The sequence below is a fragment of the Nocardioides pymetrozini genome (assembly GCF_046058985.1).
In the GTDB taxonomy this organism is placed as follows: Bacteria; Actinomycetota; Actinomycetes; order Propionibacteriales; family Nocardioidaceae; genus Nocardioides.
Map to the genome: position 1 here is coordinate 833321 of NZ_CP175556.1, position 16320 is coordinate 849640.

Here is a 16320-nt window from a genome sequence, read left to right on the forward strand (position 1 = left end):
CCTTTCTTCAGGAGGAGGGGTTGCCGGTGGCCGAGGGGCGCCTCGACCACCGGCCGCGTCCCTACGGGATCTGGCGGTCCTGCCAGACCTGGGGATAGCCGGGCAGGTCCTCGCCGCCGAACTTCGCGTAGTGACCGTCGGGCATGCCCTCGTTGGCCTCGAGGTAGTCGGCACGCTCGTCCTCGGTGATCGGCTCCTGCGGCAGCACCCACTCCGCCGGCACCTGCTCGCCCTTCGCGATCCGCTCCAGCGCCAGCAGCGGGGTGCGCCACTGGAAGTTGGAGTACACCGGCGCGAGGCCGGTCAGCCCGGTCTCCTCCCACTTGCGCAGGAAGCTCATCTCGTCCTCGCCGGTCATCACGGGATAGTCCATGCCGGCGTCCTCGAACGCCTCCAGCGCCGCGACCGAGCCGTCGCCGGCGTCCATCCAGATGCCCTTGACGTCGCCCTTGGTGAGCTCGTCCGTGACGATGCTCTTGATCTTCTCCGGGTTGGCGTCGGTGAAGTAGTCGACCGCCTCGATGCCCTCCTCGTCGAAGATCTTCTTCGCCGCGGCCCAGCGCGTCTCCAGGACGTCGACGCCCGGGAGGATGCGCAGCGCCACGACCCGGTCGCCCTCCTCGAGGTTCTCGGCGAGGAACTCGGCGGTGGCGATGCCCCAGGCGTAGCCGCCGATCGGGTGGATGAAGGTCGTCGCGCAGTCGGTCTCGACGCCGCGGTCGAAGACCACGACCGGCTTGCCGGTCTCGCAGGCGCGCTCGACCGCGGGCGTGAGCGCGGCCGTCGAGTTCGGCGAGATGATGAACGCGTCGCAGTTGCCCTCGGAGATGAAGTAGTCGATGTCGGCGATCTGCTTGTTGTCGTCGTCACCGGCGTCGCGCGTCTCCATCGTGGAGATCACGCCGCTCTCCTGGAGCACCTTCAGCTGCTGGTTCATGGTGATCCAGCCGGTCTGCCGCCACGGGTTGGAGATCGACGCGTTGGCGAAGCAGGCCTTCATCGGCTGGTCGGTCTTCCACTGCGCCGTGTCCGTCATCGGACCGTCGATGTACTGCAGGTAGGGCTGCTTCGGGTCGCCCTCGAAGGTGGCGTCCATCTGCTCGCGCTGCTGGTCGAAGTCGGCCTGGACGAACCACTCGCTGTCCGAGCCGCCCGCCGACGGGCTGTCGGTGTCGGGGTCGCTGCCCGAGTCGTCGGTGGAGCAGGCCGTGAGCACCGCGAGCACGGCCGCCCCGGCGAGCACGCCCTTGAGCTGGGTTCTGCGCATCAATTGCCTCCTGTGTTGGTGCCCGGGGTGGGCTCGGTGGGGGGACCCGAGAGGTCGGTGGTCCGGGGTGTGGTGCGGCGGCCGAGGGTCCACGCCCGGGCGGCGAACGCGACGGCGGCGATGATGATCACGCCGCGCACCGTGTCCCGCCACGTGGCGTCGACGTCGAGGACGGTGAGCAGGGTGAACAGCAGCTCGATGGCGAAGGCGCCCGCGACGGCCGACAGGACCCAGCCGCGCCCGCCGCCGAGCACGACGCCGCCGAGGACGACGGCCGTGATCGCCGAGAACTCGTAGCCGTCGCCGACGGTCGGGTGCACGCCGGCGTACCCCACGAGCAGGATGCCGGCGACGGTGGCGGCCAGCGACGACAGGATGAAGGCGCGGGTCTTGACCCACCACACCCGCGCGCCGGACACGTGTGCGGCGGCCGGGTTGTCGCCGACGGCGAGCAGGGTGCGGCCGAAGGGGCGGCGCATCAGCCACACCGCGAGGGCGCTGAGCACGGCGAGGACGATGAGGGGATAGGGGATCACGTCGATGACGGGGATGCCGTCCACCGTCCCGCGACCGATCTCGCGGAAGTCGTCGTTCGGCGGGGCGTCCGCGGCCCCGCCCGAGAGATAGCGCACCAGCCCGGTGAGGGCCAGCATCATCGCCAGCGTGACGATGAAGCTCGGCACCTGCAGGAGCGTCGTGGCCAGTCCGTTGAGCAGGCCGATGAAGGCACCGAGGGCCAGCATCAGGACCAGGCCGATCGCGTTGCGGCCGGTGTCGTCCCCGATGTAGTTGCCCGCGACCACGACCTGGGCGGCGATGACGGCGGCCATCGACAGGTCGAACTCGCCCGAGACGATCACGTAGTACTGACCGATGGCGGCGATCGCGATCGGCGCCGTGCGGCCGAGGAAGCGGACGAGCACGCCGGGGTCGCCGAAGTTGGGGTTGGCCACGATCGTGGCGACCAGCAGTGCCAGCACCAGGACGAACACCGCGCCACCCGGCGTGCTGATGCTGGCCGCCGCCCGGCCCGCGAGGCCGTGGGCGTGGCGGGGGAGGGCGCTCGCGTGCTCGCTCATGGGGCCTCCTGGAGGGCGGCGTCGAGGACGCCGGGGCGTTCGAAGCGTGCGGGCCGGCGCCCGACGGAGCGCCGGGAGTAGACCGCCACGGCGGCGACGATCACGACGCCGCGGACCACGTTGCGCAGGAAGGGGTCGGTCTCCATCACGGCCATGACGTTGTCCATGACGGCGAAGATCGCGACGCCGGCGAGCGTGCCGGTGATGTTGCCCTTTCCGCCGGCGAGGACGGTGCCGCCGAGGACGACCGCCGCGATCGACATCAGGTCGTACTGGCCCTGGCTGCCGATGGTCGGGTTGCCGACGGAGAGGCGGGCCAGCAGGAGCAGGCCAGCGAAGCCCGCCAGGACCGAGCACACGACGTGCGCGACGATCACGGGTACGGCGGTCCGCACGCCGGAGAGCCGGGCGACCTCGGGGTTGCCGCCCACGGCGTACAGGTGATGGCCCAGGCGGGTCCGGCGGAGCAGCACGATCGCGAGCAGGGCGCAGCCGAGCATGATCAGCGTGGACACCGGGATCGGGCCGACGAAGGAGATGCCGACCATCCGGAAGGACCGCGGGGCGGAGCCGTGGTTGCCCTGGTAGGTGCTGGCGATGTATCCGCCGATGACCAATCCCATGCCGAGGGTGGCAATGAAGCCGTGCACCTTCAGGACGCTGACCACCAGGCCGTTCACGAGGCCGATCGCCGCCGCGAGCGCGACGCCGGCCAGGACGCCGGGCACCACCTGGCCGGACTCGCCTGCCATCACCCCGCCGGCGACGACGCCGGTGAGGCTGGCGACGAAGGGCACCGAGAGGTCGAGGCTGCCGCCGAGGATGACCAGGGTCTGGCCGATCGCGATGAAGCCGAGCACGCTGGTCGCGGTGAGGATGTCGCGCAGGTTGCCGGTGCTGAAGAAGTTGCGCCCTTCGATGCCGGTGAGGACCGTGCCGAGGACGACGGCCGCGACCAGGACGGCGAGCACGATGCCCGTCGAGGTCAGGGCGCCGGCGCGACCGCGGAGGCCGGGGCGGGTCACGTCGCTCATCGGCGCGCCTCCGCGGCGCCGGTGGCCAGGGCCAGCACCGCCTCCTCCGAGGAGCCGGGCGGGAGCTCACCGGCCACGAGGCCGTCGCGCATCACGAGGATCCGGTCGGCCATGCCGATGACCTCCGGCAGCTCGCTGGACACCATGAGGACGGCCACTCCTTCCGCGGCGAGGACCCGCATCAGCTCGTAGATCGCGTGCTTGGCGCCGACGTCGATGCCGCGGGTCGGCTCGTCCATCAGGACGACGCGCGGGCGGGTGGCCAGCCAGCGCGCCAGCACGACCTTCTGCTGGTTCCCGCCCGACAGGAACTGCACCTCCTGGTCCAGCGACCGGGCCGCCACCTCGAGGTTCGAGAGCAGGCCGGGGATCTCGCGCCGGGCGGGGCCGGTCCGGCTCGGGAAGGCCGCGCGGACCGCGCCGAGAGCGTTGTCGAGGATCGACAGGTCGAGGGCGAGGCCGGTGGCCTTGCGGTCCTCCGTGACCAGGGCGAGACCGGCGCGCACGGCGGCTCGCGGTGAGCGGATGCGCACCGGCCGGCCGGCGACCCGCAGCTCCCCGCGCGTCAGCGGCTGCACCCCGAAGATCCCCTCCAGCAGCTCGGTGCGGCCCGAGCCCTGCAGCCCGGAGATCCCGACGATCTCGCCGGCCCGCAGGGCGAGGTCGACGCCGTCGACGTACCCGTTGCCGGCGCCGCGCAGCTCCAGGAGCACCTCGCCGGGCGCGGTCCCGGGCGCCGGCGGTGGGAAGAACGCCGACATCTCGCGTCCGACCATCAGCCGTACGAGCTCGGCGTCGTCGAGCTCGCCGGCGGGCCGGGTGGCGACCTGGCGGCCGTCCTTGAGGACGGTGATCGTGTCGCAGAGGTCGAAGATCTCCTTGAGCCGGTGCGAGACGTAGAGGATGGCGACGCCGCGCGCCGTGAGGCCACGGATGATGGCGTAGAGCAGGCTCACCTCGTGGTCGGCCAGGGCGGCGGTCGGCTCGTCCATGGAGATGATGCGGGCGTCGAAGCTGACCGCCTTGGCGATCTCGACGACCTGCTGCTCGGCGACCGACAGGGTGCGGACCCGCTGCTGCGGGCGGAGGCCGGTCACGCCGAGGTCGGCGAGCAGGGCGGCGGTGTCGCGGTTCATCCGCTCGACGTCGACCAGTCCGCGGCGCCGGGGCTCCCGGCCCAGCCAGACGTTCTCGGCCACGGTCCGCTCCGGGAGGAGGTTGAACTCCTGGAAGACCGTCGAGATCCCGGCCTGCTGGGCCTGGAGCGGGTGGTGGAAGGCGACCGACCGACCGTCGAGCTCCACGGTGCCGCGGTCGGCCGCGTGGACCCCGGCCAGGATCTTCATCAGCGTCGACTTGCCCGCGCCGTTCTCGCCGACCAGGCCGTGGACCTGCCCGGCCCGCAGCTCGAGGTCGACGTCGGCCAGGACGGTGTGCCCGACGAACGCCTTGGTGACGGAGCGGGCGCGCAGGACGACCGGCGCGTCGTCCCGGAGGGTCTGCACGTTCGGCGGCACGGCGTCACTGTGGCATGGGTCACGTACTTCTGTCGAGAGCCCGGCAAAAGTTGCGTGCTGGACGTGTGAAAGCCCGCCGTGGTTGACTGCGGCGGGTGCGGCCCAGCGACGTGTTCGAGCTCCTCCGGGACGGCCGCCCGCGCACCCGGGCCGAGCTCGCCGCGACCACCGGTCTGGCCCGCTCGACCATCTCCGCGCGTCTCGACGTGCTGTTGCGGCTCGGTCTCGTCGTACCGGTGGGCGGGGTGTCCACCGGTGGTCGCCCGCCGGCCCTGCTCGCCTTCAACCCGGGTGCCCGGGTGGTCGTCGGGGTGGACCTCGGCGCCAGCCACGCCCGGGCCGCGGTCGCCGATCTCGACGGTCGGATCCTCGCCGAGCGGGGCGAGCCGATCGACATCGCGGACGGTCCGGAGCGGGTGCTCGGCTGGGTGCAGGACACCGCGACGGCGCTCCTCGCCGAGCAGCGGCGCGAGGTCGGCGAGCTGGCCGCCATCGGCGTGGGACTGCCGGGGCCGGTCGAGCACTCGACGGGACGCGCGATCAACCCGCCGATCATGCCCGGCTGGGACAGGTACGACGTGCCCGGCCACCTGCAGCGGGTGCTCGACGTCCCCGTGCTGGTGGACAACGACGTCAACATCATGGCTCTCGGCGAGCAGCACTCGCACCTGCGCGAGGTCACCGACCTGGTCTTCGTCAAGGTCGGCACCGGCATCGGCGCCGGCATCATCTCCGGCGGGACCCTGCAGCGCGGAGCCCAGGGCACCGCGGGCGACCTGGGCCACATCCATGTCGCCCGGGGCGCGGACGTGACCTGCCGGTGCGGCAACCAGGGCTGCCTCGAGGCCATCGCCGCGGTCCCGGCGCTGGCGCGCGCCCTGCGGGCGGCGGGCGTCCCCGTCGCCGACGACCACGATGTCGTGACGCTGGTGCGGGCCGGCGACCAGGCCGCGGTCCAGGCCGTGCGCCAGGGCGGACGCGACCTCGGCGAGGTCGTCGCGGCCCTGGTCAACCTGGTCAACCCCTCGGTGATCGTGATCGGCGGCGCCCTGGCCGCGGCGGGGGAGGGTCTCCTGGCCGGGATCCGCGAGGTCGTCTACCAGCGCTCCCTGCCCCTGGCGACCGAGCACCTGCACATCACGACGTCGCGGGCCGGTGAGCGTGCCGGCGTGATCGGCGCCGCGGCCCTCGCGATCGGCCACGTGCTCTCGCCCGGGTCGATCGACCGCGAGGTCGAGGAGCAGGCCGTGCGCCTCGCGCCGTAGCGCGCGGCGCCGCCCCTGTGGAGGCGCCCCGGACGCGGTCGGCGCGACCATCTAGGGTGCTCCGGTGACCACCGCTGCCACCGACCAGGCCTCTCCGGTCCGGGACCTGCTCGCGACCGCCGTGGCGGCCCTCGGTGGCCAGCAGCGCGACGGCCAGGTCGCGATGGCCGAGGCCGTTGCCGGCGCCTTCGCCGACAAGCAGCACCTCCTGGTCCAGGCCGGGACGGGCACGGGCAAGTCGCTCGGCTATCTCGTGCCCGCACTGCTGCACGACCAGCGGGTCGTGATCGCGACCGCGACCCTCGCCCTGCAGCACCAGCTCGTCGAGCGCGACCTGCCGCGCCTGGTCAGGGCGGTCGGCACCGTGCCCGGTGTCGACGCGTCCTTCGCCGTGCTCAAGGGGCGCTCCAACTACGCCTGCCTGCACCGCATCCGCGAGGGGGCGCCCGACGACCAGGGCGAGCTGATCCAGGCGGAGGACGCACTCGGTGCGATGGGCCGCACGGTGCTCGAGCTGCGCGCCTGGGCCGAGAGGGCCGCCGAGGACCGCGGGACCGGCGAGCGCGACGACGCGCCGCGCCACACCGACAAGGAGTGGCGCCAGGTCAGCGTGACGGCGCGCGAGTGCGTCGGCGCGAGCAAGTGCCCGTTCGGGGAGGAGTGCTTCGCCGAGCGGGCCAAGGAGAAGGCACAGAAGTCGCACCTCGTGGTCACCAACCACTCCCTGCTCGCCATCGACGCGATCGAGGGCATCCCGATGATCCCGGAGTACGACGCGGTGGTCATCGACGAGGCCCACGAGCTGGCCGCTCGGGTCACCCAGGCCGCCACCGACGAGCTGTGGGCCGCCGAGGTGGAGCGGGCCGCGCGCCGCAGCATCCGCCACGTCGAGGGGGACGAGGCCGAGGAGCTCGCCGACGCCGCCGACGCGCTGCGCGCCGCGATCACCGACGCGCCTGCGGGGCGCTTCGAGACCGTGCCGGAGGCCCTCGCCGACGCGCTCGTGCTGGTCCGCGACGCCGCGCGCGCGTGCGCCGGCGCGTTCCCGAAGGCCGAGGCCGGCAGCGAGCCCGACGCCGCGATGACCCAGGCCAAGGGGATGGTCCAGGAGGTCTTCGCCACCGCCGAGCGGATGGCCGCCAACTCCGAGGCCGACGTGCTCTGGCGCACCGAGGGCACCGACCGGATCCCGCCGACGCTGTGCATCGCCCCGCTCCAGGTCTGGGGCCAGATGCGCGACAAGCTGCTCGCCGACAACACCGTCGTGATGACCTCGGCCACGCTCATGCTCGGTGGCGACTTCGCGACCGTGGCGGGCTCGGTGGGCCTCAAGCCCTCCGAGCGGGTGGCGCCCGAGGCGCCCCGCGGCGAGTGGCCGGAGGACGCCCAGCCCTGGCGCGGGCTCGACGTGGGCAGTCCGTTCGACTACCGCAAGCAGGGCATCCTGTACGTCGCCCGGCACCTCCCGCCTCCGGGCCGCGACGGGCTGGGGCCGGCCCAGCTCGACGAGATCGCCGAGCTCGTCGACCAGGCCGACGGCCGTACCCTCGGCCTCTTCTCCAGCCGCCGCGCGGCGCAGACGGCGGCCGAGCACGTCCGCACCGCCTTGCCGCACCTGACCACGCTGGCCCAGGGAGAGGCACAGCTCCCCGAGCTCGCACGCCAGTTCGTCGAGGATCCCTACACCTGCCTGTTCGGCACGCTCGGCCTGTGGCAGGGCCTCGACGTCCCCGGCGACACCTGCCAGCTGGTGATCATCGACCGGATCCCGTTCCCCCGCCCGGACGACCCGCTGATGAGCGCCCGCCAGAAGGCAGCCGACCAGGCCGGCGGCAACGGCTTCATGCAGGTGGCCGCCACGCATGCGGCGCTGCTGCTCGCCCAGGGGGCGGGCCGGCTCATCCGCACCACCGAGGACCGCGGCGTGGTCGCCGTGCTCGACCCCCGGCTGGCGACGGCGCGCTACGGCTCCTTCCTCCGGGCCAGCCTGCCGCCGATGTGGGCGACGAGCGACCCCACGGTGGTGCGCCAGGCGCTCGGGCGGCTCAGCGGCCGCGGCGCCTGAGCGTCCGGACCGGGACGCCTCAGCGCACGACCCGCGCGCTGACCTTCGCCGTCGCGTCGCGCTTGCCGGAGTTGGCGAAGGTGATCTCCACCCAGCGCACCTTCTTGCCGAACGCGAAGCGCTTGGTCTTGTCGCCCGAGCGGTTGATCTTGACCGCCTTGGTGACCGGGGCCTGGCCCTTCTTCTGGATCGTGACCAGGACGTAGCCGCCCTTCTTCCGCTTCGGGCCGTCCACGTGCACGCGCAGCTTCGCCTTGCCGGAGACCTTCGACTTGAAGCGGATCGTGCGGGAGGCGAGATGGCGCAGCGAGGTCTTGTCGGACACGGCACGGCGGGAGCTCGTCAGCTTCACGCCGCGCCAGAGCTTGGCGCGGGGGTAGGCGGCGCCCTCGCTGTAGTGCAGGGCCGGGCGCCGGTTGGCCGCGGTGAACCACCCGAACTGCGTGCGCAGGTCGGTGCCGCGCAGCGCGAGCGCACCACCGAGCGCCTGGCGGGCGGTCGGGGCGCCGGCCGCGCGGTCCCACACGTCGCGCACGACGGTCGGCATGCCGCCGGGGACGTTGACCTCGGGGAAGCGCTCGCTGAGGTACTTGAAGAAGATCCACGCACCGTACGGCGCAATGCCGCGGCGGTGGTCCATCGACTGCGCCGGCTGGCCGAGCGGACCGCCCTTGAGGTACTGCCGGTTGTCGTCGATCGAGTCGTAGACCTCGTCCTCGGCCCAGGTCGCGGTGGCCTCCATCAGCCACCCCTCCTCGTTGACGTCGTAGGCGAACTGCACGGCGTGGAAGTACTCGTGGGCGGCGGTGACCTGCAGGTTCCCGGCCGGCCCGGGGACGGGGCCGTACTCGGCGTAGTTGTTGTCGAGCACGCAGTAGGCCGGCGCCGTGACGTGGCCCGACACCCGGGTGTCGGTGGTGCAGTAGCCGTACAGGCCTCGCGGACCGAGGTCGGCCAGGTAGACGTCGAACTCGCTGCCGTCGCTCACCGGCGGACGGTAGCCGGCCGCGGCGTAGCGGCTCGCGACGTGCTTCATGACGCCCAGCACTGCGTTGGCATAGCCCGGGCTCGCGGCGTCGGCCGTGTCGTTGACGTAGCGCACGCAGATGCCGCTGTCGCAGGTCGCGGACTGGTTCGCGGTGGTGTAGCAGGGCAGGCCCGAGCCGGGGCTGCACTCGATGCCGCCGGAGCCGGGCGGGGGGCGGTGGGCGGTGCTGGGCCGGGCGAGCAGCCGCGCGGCGTCGTCCTGGAGCGTCTTGGGAAGGTCGTCCCGGGTGACGGCGAGGTCGCGCAGCGCCATGGTCAGGTCGGCGCCCTCCGCGGGCACCGCGGAGGCGTCCGGCGCGGTCGGGGAGGCTGCGGGCTCGAGGATCTCCTGGACCGTCTCGAGCGCCTGCTCGGCCTCATCCTGGGCCGGGTCCTGGGCCGGGTCGGCGTCGTCGGCGAGCGCCGCCGGGACCATCGGCGCTGCGGGCGCGACGGGGTCCGCCTGGGCGACGGAGCCGAGCGCCGGCACCATCAGCAGCGCGAGGACGAGCGAGAACAGCAGCCCAATGAAGGGGAAGTGGCTGCGACGAGGCATCGGGACCGGCCTTCGGTACGGCGACAGGACGGTCCCGACCCTATGTCACGGGGGCGACGAATGGCGCCTCACACCCGCCGCAGGACCGCCGTCACCTTGCCGAGGATCGTGGCGTTGGTGCCGTCGATCGGCTCGAACGCCGGGTTGTGGGGGAGCAGCCAGACCCGTCCGTCCTTGCGCTGGAAGGTCTTGACCGTGGCCTCGCCGTCGATCATCGCGGCCACGATCTCGCCGTTCTCGGCGGTCGGCTGCTGGCGGATGACGACGTAGTCGCCGTCGCAGATCGCCGCCTCGATCATCGACTCGCCGCTGACCTCGAGCAGGAACAGCTGGCCGTCGCCGACGAGCTGGCGCGGCAGCGGGAAGACGTCCTCCACGCGCTCCTCGGCGAGGATCGGGCCGCCCGCGGCGATCCGGCCGACGACGGGCACGTGGGCCGGCACCGGCGCGGCGTCGCCGATCCCCGTCTCGTCGTACGCCGGGCGGTCGGGGTCCTCGACGGTGCCGAGGGCGCGACGCGCGGCCATCACCTCGGGCAGGAAGACCTCGAGCGCGCGTGGCCGGTTGGGGTCGCGCTTGAGATATCCCTTCTCCTCCAGCGTCCGCAGCTGGTGGGCGACGCTGGAGGTGCTGGTGAGCCCCACCGCCTGGCCGATCTCGCGCATGCTCGGCGGGTAGCCCCGCTTCTCGATGCTGTCCTTGATGTGGGCCAGGACCCGCTGCTGGCGGGGGGTGAGCCCGCTCGCGTCGGCCGGGCCGTCGGGCAGCTCGGCGACGCTGCTCGCCTGCTGCGCGCCCTTGCGCTCGGTGCCCTTGCGCTCAGCCATCAGATGCCCTCCAGATCGGGTGCCGGGTGGTGCGGCCCGCACCAGCGGGCCCGGTGCCGACGCTAACCGAAGCGGACTGCCGGTTTCAAACACCTGTTCGAACCGCGTGTCGCGACACGCGGTCGAACGCGTATTCGAACCGGTGCTGGATTTCTTCGAACACCTGATCTAGTCTCGTACACATGTTCGATCGAACGCCTGATCGAACCCCTTCCGTCGGACCCCCTGCGTAGACAGTCCCCGTTCAGCCGGAGCCCGTCCGCCAGGACCCGTCCACTTCCCCCGGAGGTCACCATGAGCACGATCACCCTCGCCCCCCGCGTTGCCCCCGCCCGTCCCACGAGCGCGTCCCGCCCCGCCTCTCGCGGCCAGGTCCGGCTGACCCGGCGCGGCCGCGCGGTGGTCTTCGGCCTGGCCCTGGTCGTCGTCGCGCTCGCCGCGGTCTGGCTGGCCGCGGGCTCGGCCGCGACCCGCGACTCCGGAGGTGCGGCCCAGATCGACGTGGTGACCGTCGCGCCCGGGGACACGCTGTGGGCGATCGCGAGCGAGGCCGCGGCGGACACCGGCGACAGCGTGCGCGACATGATGCAGGCCATCCAGCAGCTCAACACGCTCGACGGCAGCGTCGTCTACGTGGGCCAGGAGCTGCGCGTCCCGACCAGCTAGGTCGACCGACTTCTCCGCTGCCTCGACCCCAGCGGAGATGGGCCGCCAAGGCCTTGGGGAAAGCCGAGGGGCGGGATCCGACCGAACCGGATCCCGCCCCTCGCGCCGTGCCGGCCCTCAGCGGGCGGCGCGCTTGCCGCCCTTGGGGGCGGCGGGGTCGCGCTTCGGGCGCGGCGGGGGAGCGTGGCTCAGGCCGAGCGCGCGCGAGAGGCGCACCGCCAGCATGAACGCGAGGAAGAGGCAGAGCATGCCGCCGACGGACGCCACCGCCAGCAGTGCCCAGGCACCGGTCTTGCCGTCGTGGCGCGCGGTCGCGCCGAAGTCGATGGCCGCGATCACCAGGTATCCCCAGGCGACCAGGGAGGCGGTGATGCCGACGGCGAGCAGCAGCAGGTCGGGGCGGAACCGCGCCCTGCCGCGGCCTCCGGCCCGATCGGCGGCCCGACTGCCCGCCCGCTTGCCACCCGTCACGGCGGTCATTGTTCCCGATGGGTGGATGGAATGCTCGGCCAACCCGTCATCGCGCCGGGGATCAGCCCGCGGCGGAGACGATGTACGACAGCTGGGCCCCGCCGCCGGTGCCCTCGGTGGCGGTCAGCACGAGGCGGTAGGCGTCGCTGCGCAGCTGGGCGTAGTTGCCAGACTCGACGCCGTCGACGGCGAAGCCCGCGCCCTCGAGCTCCTCCTTCGCCGCGGCGAAGGCGTCGTCGGGGCTGTCGTCGGACGCGGTGGTGACCGTCCAGCTCGTGGTGCCGCCCGTCGCCGTGCTGTTGCCGAAGGTCACCTCGCCGACCAGCGGGATCTCGTCCTCGGGGAAGTCGTCGGGCAGGTCGGTGCCGGACTGGATCGCGCCGTCGCTGCCCTCGATCGTGACGTCGTCCCCGTCGATGTCCACATCGAGGTCCCCGCCCTCGGCCTCCTCGATGAGCTCCTCGGCGGCGTTCTCGGCGGCCTTGTCGGCGTCGTCGCCGCCGCAGGCGGCGAGGCCGACCGGCAGGACGGCGGCGGCCGCGGCGGCGGCGGCCAGGCGGCGGATGCGGGCGGTGCGGGTGACGGTGCGGGGGACGGTCATGACCTCTCCTGGGCTCGGCGTCGGCGCTCCGCGGGCCCGGGAGACGCCGTACGCGAACCTATCGTCCGAGGCCGCGCCGCGGGGGTGACCTGCGCAAACTCCTCCACCGGCGGGGCCGTTGCGAACTCGTCGGCGCCCGCGCTTGCATCGGTGGTGGCCGAGGCGTACGGTTACCACTACATCTAGTAGTTACAACGATGTAGTTCTCCACATCTAGTCCACAGAACGACCGCTCGTCGCTCACAGGGCACCCGTGGAAACGCACAGATGTCCCCTGGTTATCCACAGCCGGGGGCTTGTCCACAGCTCGTAGGCTCGGAAGGAGGAGACCATGCACTGTCCGTACTGCAAGCACCACGACACCAAGGTCCTCGACTCCCGCGTCGCCGACGACGGCTGCTCGATCCGGCGCCGCCGGGTCTGCCAGTCGCCGAGCTGTGAGAAGCGGTTCACGACCGTCGAGGCCATGCAGCTGACCGTGCTCAAGCGCTCCGGCGCGACCGAGCCGTTCAACCGCGAGAAGGCCGTCGCCGGCGTCCGCAAGGCCTGCAAGGGTCGCCCGGTGGACGAGGACGACCTGGCTCGGCTGGGCCAGGAGGTCGAGCACCAGCTCCGGCTGGCCGGCAGCCCGGAGGTCGCGGCCCACGAGGTGGGCCTGGCGATCCTCCCGCCGCTGCGTCGCCTCGACGAGGTCGCCTATCTCCGCTTCGCCTCCGTCTACCGCGGCTTCGACTCGGCCGCCGACTTCGAGAACGAGATCTCCCTGATGCGCGCCGAGAGGCAGCTCAGCTCCGAGATCGCGACAGCCCCCGCGGGCTGACCACAGACGCCCGGCAGGTAGTGGGGAAGCTGCCTGCCGGGCCACCACCTTCTCCCCATCCGCACGTCGCAGGAGCCGCCGCCCCTGCTGCATCGACGACCGCACCGCCCGCCCGCCGCACAGAGGAGACCAGGAGAGCCATGACCGAGACGGCCCGCAACGAAACGACCACCGAGTCGGCCATCTACCCGAAGGACGGCCTGAGGATCGAGCGGGTCTTCAGCACCGAGGGTGTGCACCCGTACGACGAGATCACCTGGGAGCGGCGCGACGTCGTCCAGACGAACTGGAAGACCGGCGAGACCGTCTTCGAGCAGCTCGGTGTGGAGTTCCCCGACTTCTGGTCGCTCAACGCCTCCACCATCGTCACCACCAAGTACTTCCGCGGCGCGGTGGGCACCCCGGAGCGCGAGCGCGGCCTCAAGCAGCTCATCGACCGGGTCGTGTCGACGTACGTCAAGGCGGGCAAGGAGCACGGCTACTTCGCGAGCGCGGCGGACGCGGAGGTCTTCGAGCACGAGCTGACCTGGCTGCTGGCCCACCAGTACTTCTCGTTCAACTCCCCGGTGTGGTTCAACGTCGGCACGGCCGCGCCGCAGCAGGTCTCGGCGTGCTTCATCCTCTCGGTCGACGACTCGATGGACTCGATCCTCAACTGGTACAAGGAGGAGGGCTTCATCTTCAAGGGCGGCTCCGGCGCCGGCCTGAACCTCTCCCGGATCCGCTCCTCCAAGGAGCTGCTCAGCAGTGGCGGCACCGCGTCGGGCCCCGTCTCCTTCATGCGCGGCGCCGACGCCTCGGCCGGCACCATCAAGTCCGGTGGCGCGACGCGTCGTGCGGCCAAGATGGTCGTCCTCGACGTCGACCACCCCGACATCGAGGAGTTCGTCGAGACGAAGTGGCGTGAGGAGGACAAGATCCGCGCGCTGCGCGACGCCGGCTTCGACATGGACCTCGGTGGCAAGGACATCACCTCCGTCCAGTACCAGAACGCCAACAACTCCGTGCGGGTCACCGACGAGTTCATGCGCGCGGTCGAGAACGGCACCGAGTTCGGCCTGCGCTCGCGGATGACCGGCGAGGTCATCGAGACCGTGGACGCACGGACCCTGTTCCGCAAGATCAGCGAGGCCGCCTGGTCCTGCGCCGACCCGGGCCTGCAGTACGACGACACGATCAACGACTGGCACACCAACCCCGAGACCGGGCGGATCACCGCGTCCAACCCCTGCTCGGAGTACATGTCGCTCGACAACTCCTCGTGCAACCTGGCCTCGCTCAACCTGCTGAAGTTCCTGCGCGACGACGACACCTTCGACGCCCCGCTCTTCGCGAAGGCCGTCGAGCTGATCATCACCGCGATGGACATCTCGATCTGCTTCGCCGACTTCCCGACCGAGGCGATCGGCGAGACCACCCGCAACTACCGCCAGCTCGGCATCGGCTACGCCAACCTCGGCGCGCTGCTGATGGCGATGGGCCTGGGCTACGACTCCGACGGCGGCCGTGCGATGGCGGCGACCGTCACCTCGCTGATGACCGGCACGTCGTACCGCCGCTCGGCCGAGCTCGCCGCGATCGTGGGTCCCTACAACGGCTACGCCCGCAACGCGGAGGCGCACAACCGGGTGATGCGCAAGCACCAGGCCGCCAACGACGACGTGCGCACCCTGCACCTCGCCGACGCCGAGGTCCACAAGCTGGCCACCGAGGAGTGGGCGAAGGTCGTCGAGCTGGGCAAGACCAACGGCTTCCGCAACGCGCAGGCCTCGGTGCTCGCGCCGACCGGGACCATCGGCTTCATGATGGACTGCGACACCACCGGCATCGAGCCGGACTTCTCGCTGGTGAAGTTCAAGAAGCTCGTCGGCGGCGGCTCGCTGCAGATCGTCAACCAGACGATCCCGCGGGCGCTGAAGAAGCTCGGCTACGACGAGGAGAAGATCGAGGCGATCGTCGCCTACATCGGTGAGCACGGCCACGTCGTCGACGCTCCCGGCCTCAAGCCCGAGCACTACGAGGTCTTCGACACCGCCATGGGCGAGCGCGCGCTCAAGCCCATGGGCCACGTGCTGATGATGGCCGCCTGCCAGCCCTTCCTGTCGGGTGCGATCTCCAAGACGGTGAACCTGCCCGAGTCGGCCACGGTCGAGGAGATCGAGCAGATCTACCTGGAGTCGTGGAAGCTCGGCCTCAAGGCCACCGCGATCTACCGCGACAACTGCAAGGTCGGCCAGCCGCTGGCCGACGGCGGTGGCAAGGCCAAGAAGGACGCCGCCGACGCGGCCGAGGCGGCGGAGGCCACCAAGGTCGTCGAGAAGGTCGTGGAGAAGGTCGTCTACGCGCCGACCCGCAAGCGCCTGCCGAAGTCCCGCCAGGCCCGGACCACCTCGTTCACGGTGGCCGGTGCCGAGGGGTACATGACCTCGGGTGCCCACGACGACGGCTCGCTCGGCGAGATCTTCCTCAAGCTCGGCAAGCAGGGATCGACCCTGGCCGGCGTGATGGACGCCTTCTCGATCGCCGTCTCGATCGGACTGCAGTACGGCGTCCCGCTGGAGACCTACGTCTCGAAGTTCACCAACCTGCGCTTCGAGCCCGCCGGCCTCACCGACGACCCGGACGTGCGGATGAGCCAGTCGATCATGGACTACGTCTTCCGCCGCCTGGCGCTGGACTACCTGTCCTTCGAGGAGCGCTCCGCGCTCGGCATCTACTCCGCCGAGGAGCGCCAGCGCCACCTCGAGACCGGCTCGTACGAGCCCGTCGAGGAGACCGGCAACGCCTCCGAGCTGATGGAGTCGGCGGTCGAGGTGCGCAGCACGCCGGCGCCGAGCCCCGAGGCGGAGGCCGTCGAGGCCGAGGTCACCGAGGACGCCGACCCGCTGGCCGGCGCCCCCGAGGTCAAGGTCGCCAAGACCACCGCCGAGCTCCTCGAGCAGATCACCGGCCACGCGGTCGACAGCCCGCTGTGCATGACCTGCGGCACCAAGATGCGCCCCGCTGGCTCCTGCTACGTGTGCGAGGGCTGCGGCAGCACCTCCGGCTGCAGCTGACCCGCACTCCAGCGCGCACGACGGCCCGGTCCCTCCCCGAGGGGCCGGGCCGTCGGCGTACTCGCTGCTC

13 protein-coding genes are annotated in these 16320 nt (G+C 71.9%); 5 read left to right on the forward strand and 8 right to left on the reverse strand.

What is annotated here, in order from left to right; translation table 11 throughout:
• Window positions 1-61 precede the first annotated feature (61 nt).
• The 4 genes from ACJ5H2_RS04075 to ACJ5H2_RS04090 are packed head-to-tail and all read right to left on the reverse strand — an operon-like array spanning window position 62 to window position 4897.
• Window positions 62-1267, reverse strand: a complete 1206-nt coding sequence (locus tag ACJ5H2_RS04075; RefSeq protein WP_408898290.1) for a substrate-binding domain-containing protein — start codon at window positions 1265-1267, stop codon at window positions 62-64.
• Window positions 1267-2346: an ABC transporter permease gene (locus ACJ5H2_RS04080; protein WP_408898291.1), complete on the reverse strand. Its 1080-nt coding sequence runs from the start codon at window positions 2344-2346 to the stop codon at window positions 1267-1269. Before ACJ5H2_RS04080 ends, ACJ5H2_RS04075 begins: the two co-directional genes overlap by 1 nt.
• On the reverse strand, window positions 2343-3380 hold the full coding sequence (locus ACJ5H2_RS04085) for an ABC transporter permease (RefSeq protein ID WP_408898292.1): 1038 nt from the start codon (window positions 3378-3380) through the stop codon (window positions 2343-2345). Before ACJ5H2_RS04085 ends, ACJ5H2_RS04080 begins: the two co-directional genes overlap by 4 nt.
• Window positions 3377-4897 carry a sugar ABC transporter ATP-binding protein gene (locus ACJ5H2_RS04090; RefSeq protein ID WP_408898293.1) on the reverse strand — a complete coding sequence of 507 codons (1521 nt, stop codon included), beginning with the start codon at window positions 4895-4897 and terminating at the stop codon, window positions 3377-3379. Before ACJ5H2_RS04090 ends, ACJ5H2_RS04085 begins: the two co-directional genes overlap by 4 nt.
• A 95-nt stretch (window positions 4898-4992) precedes the next feature.
• Between ACJ5H2_RS04090 and ACJ5H2_RS04095 the strand changes: the two genes are divergently transcribed.
• Together ACJ5H2_RS04095 and ACJ5H2_RS04100 are read left to right on the forward strand one after the other, a co-directional pair.
• Window positions 4993-6162, forward strand: a complete 1170-nt coding sequence (locus ACJ5H2_RS04095; protein ID WP_408898294.1) for an ROK family protein — start codon at window positions 4993-4995, stop codon at window positions 6160-6162.
• A gap of 64 nt (window positions 6163-6226) precedes the next feature.
• Window positions 6227-8227: an ATP-dependent DNA helicase gene (locus tag ACJ5H2_RS04100; protein ID WP_408898295.1), complete on the forward strand. Its 2001-nt coding sequence runs from the start codon at window positions 6227-6229 to the stop codon at window positions 8225-8227.
• Between the two features lie 19 nt (window positions 8228-8246).
• Here ACJ5H2_RS04100 and ACJ5H2_RS04105 read toward each other — a convergent pair whose 3' ends face one another.
• Window positions 8247-9809, reverse strand: a complete 1563-nt coding sequence (locus ACJ5H2_RS04105; RefSeq protein WP_408898296.1) for an MXAN_6640 family putative metalloprotease — start codon at window positions 9807-9809, stop codon at window positions 8247-8249.
• Between the two features lie 68 nt (window positions 9810-9877).
• Window positions 9878-10636, reverse strand: a complete 759-nt coding sequence (gene lexA / locus ACJ5H2_RS04110; RefSeq protein ID WP_408898297.1) for a transcriptional repressor LexA — start codon at window positions 10634-10636, stop codon at window positions 9878-9880.
• A gap of 294 nt (window positions 10637-10930) precedes the next feature.
• Here lexA and ACJ5H2_RS04115 point away from each other — a divergent pair, with 294 nt between their 5' ends.
• Window positions 10931-11302 carry a LysM peptidoglycan-binding domain-containing protein gene (locus tag ACJ5H2_RS04115; protein WP_408898298.1) on the forward strand — a complete coding sequence of 124 codons (372 nt, stop codon included), beginning with the start codon at window positions 10931-10933 and terminating at the stop codon, window positions 11300-11302.
• A gap of 117 nt (window positions 11303-11419) precedes the next feature.
• Here the strand turns inward: ACJ5H2_RS04115 and ACJ5H2_RS04120 are convergent, their stop codons facing one another.
• Both ACJ5H2_RS04120 and ACJ5H2_RS04125 read right to left on the reverse strand, forming a co-directional pair.
• A complete protein-coding gene (locus tag ACJ5H2_RS04120; protein ID WP_408898299.1) occupies window positions 11420-11773 on the reverse strand; it encodes a hypothetical protein in 354 nt (117 codons plus the stop codon).
• A gap of 61 nt (window positions 11774-11834) precedes the next feature.
• The gene (locus tag ACJ5H2_RS04125; RefSeq protein WP_408898300.1) at window positions 11835-12374 is read right to left on the reverse strand and encodes a hypothetical protein; all 540 of its coding nucleotides are present in this window, start codon (window positions 12372-12374) and stop codon (window positions 11835-11837) included.
• 331 nt (window positions 12375-12705) lie between these two features.
• Between ACJ5H2_RS04125 and nrdR the strand changes: the two genes are divergently transcribed.
• The gene (gene nrdR, locus ACJ5H2_RS04130; protein WP_408898301.1) at window positions 12706-13194 is read left to right on the forward strand and encodes a transcriptional regulator NrdR; all 489 of its coding nucleotides are present in this window, start codon (window positions 12706-12708) and stop codon (window positions 13192-13194) included.
• Between the two features lie 140 nt (window positions 13195-13334).
• The gene (locus ACJ5H2_RS04135; RefSeq protein WP_408898302.1) at window positions 13335-16250 is read left to right on the forward strand and encodes a vitamin B12-dependent ribonucleotide reductase; all 2916 of its coding nucleotides are present in this window, start codon (window positions 13335-13337) and stop codon (window positions 16248-16250) included.
• Window positions 16251-16320 lie beyond the last annotated feature (70 nt).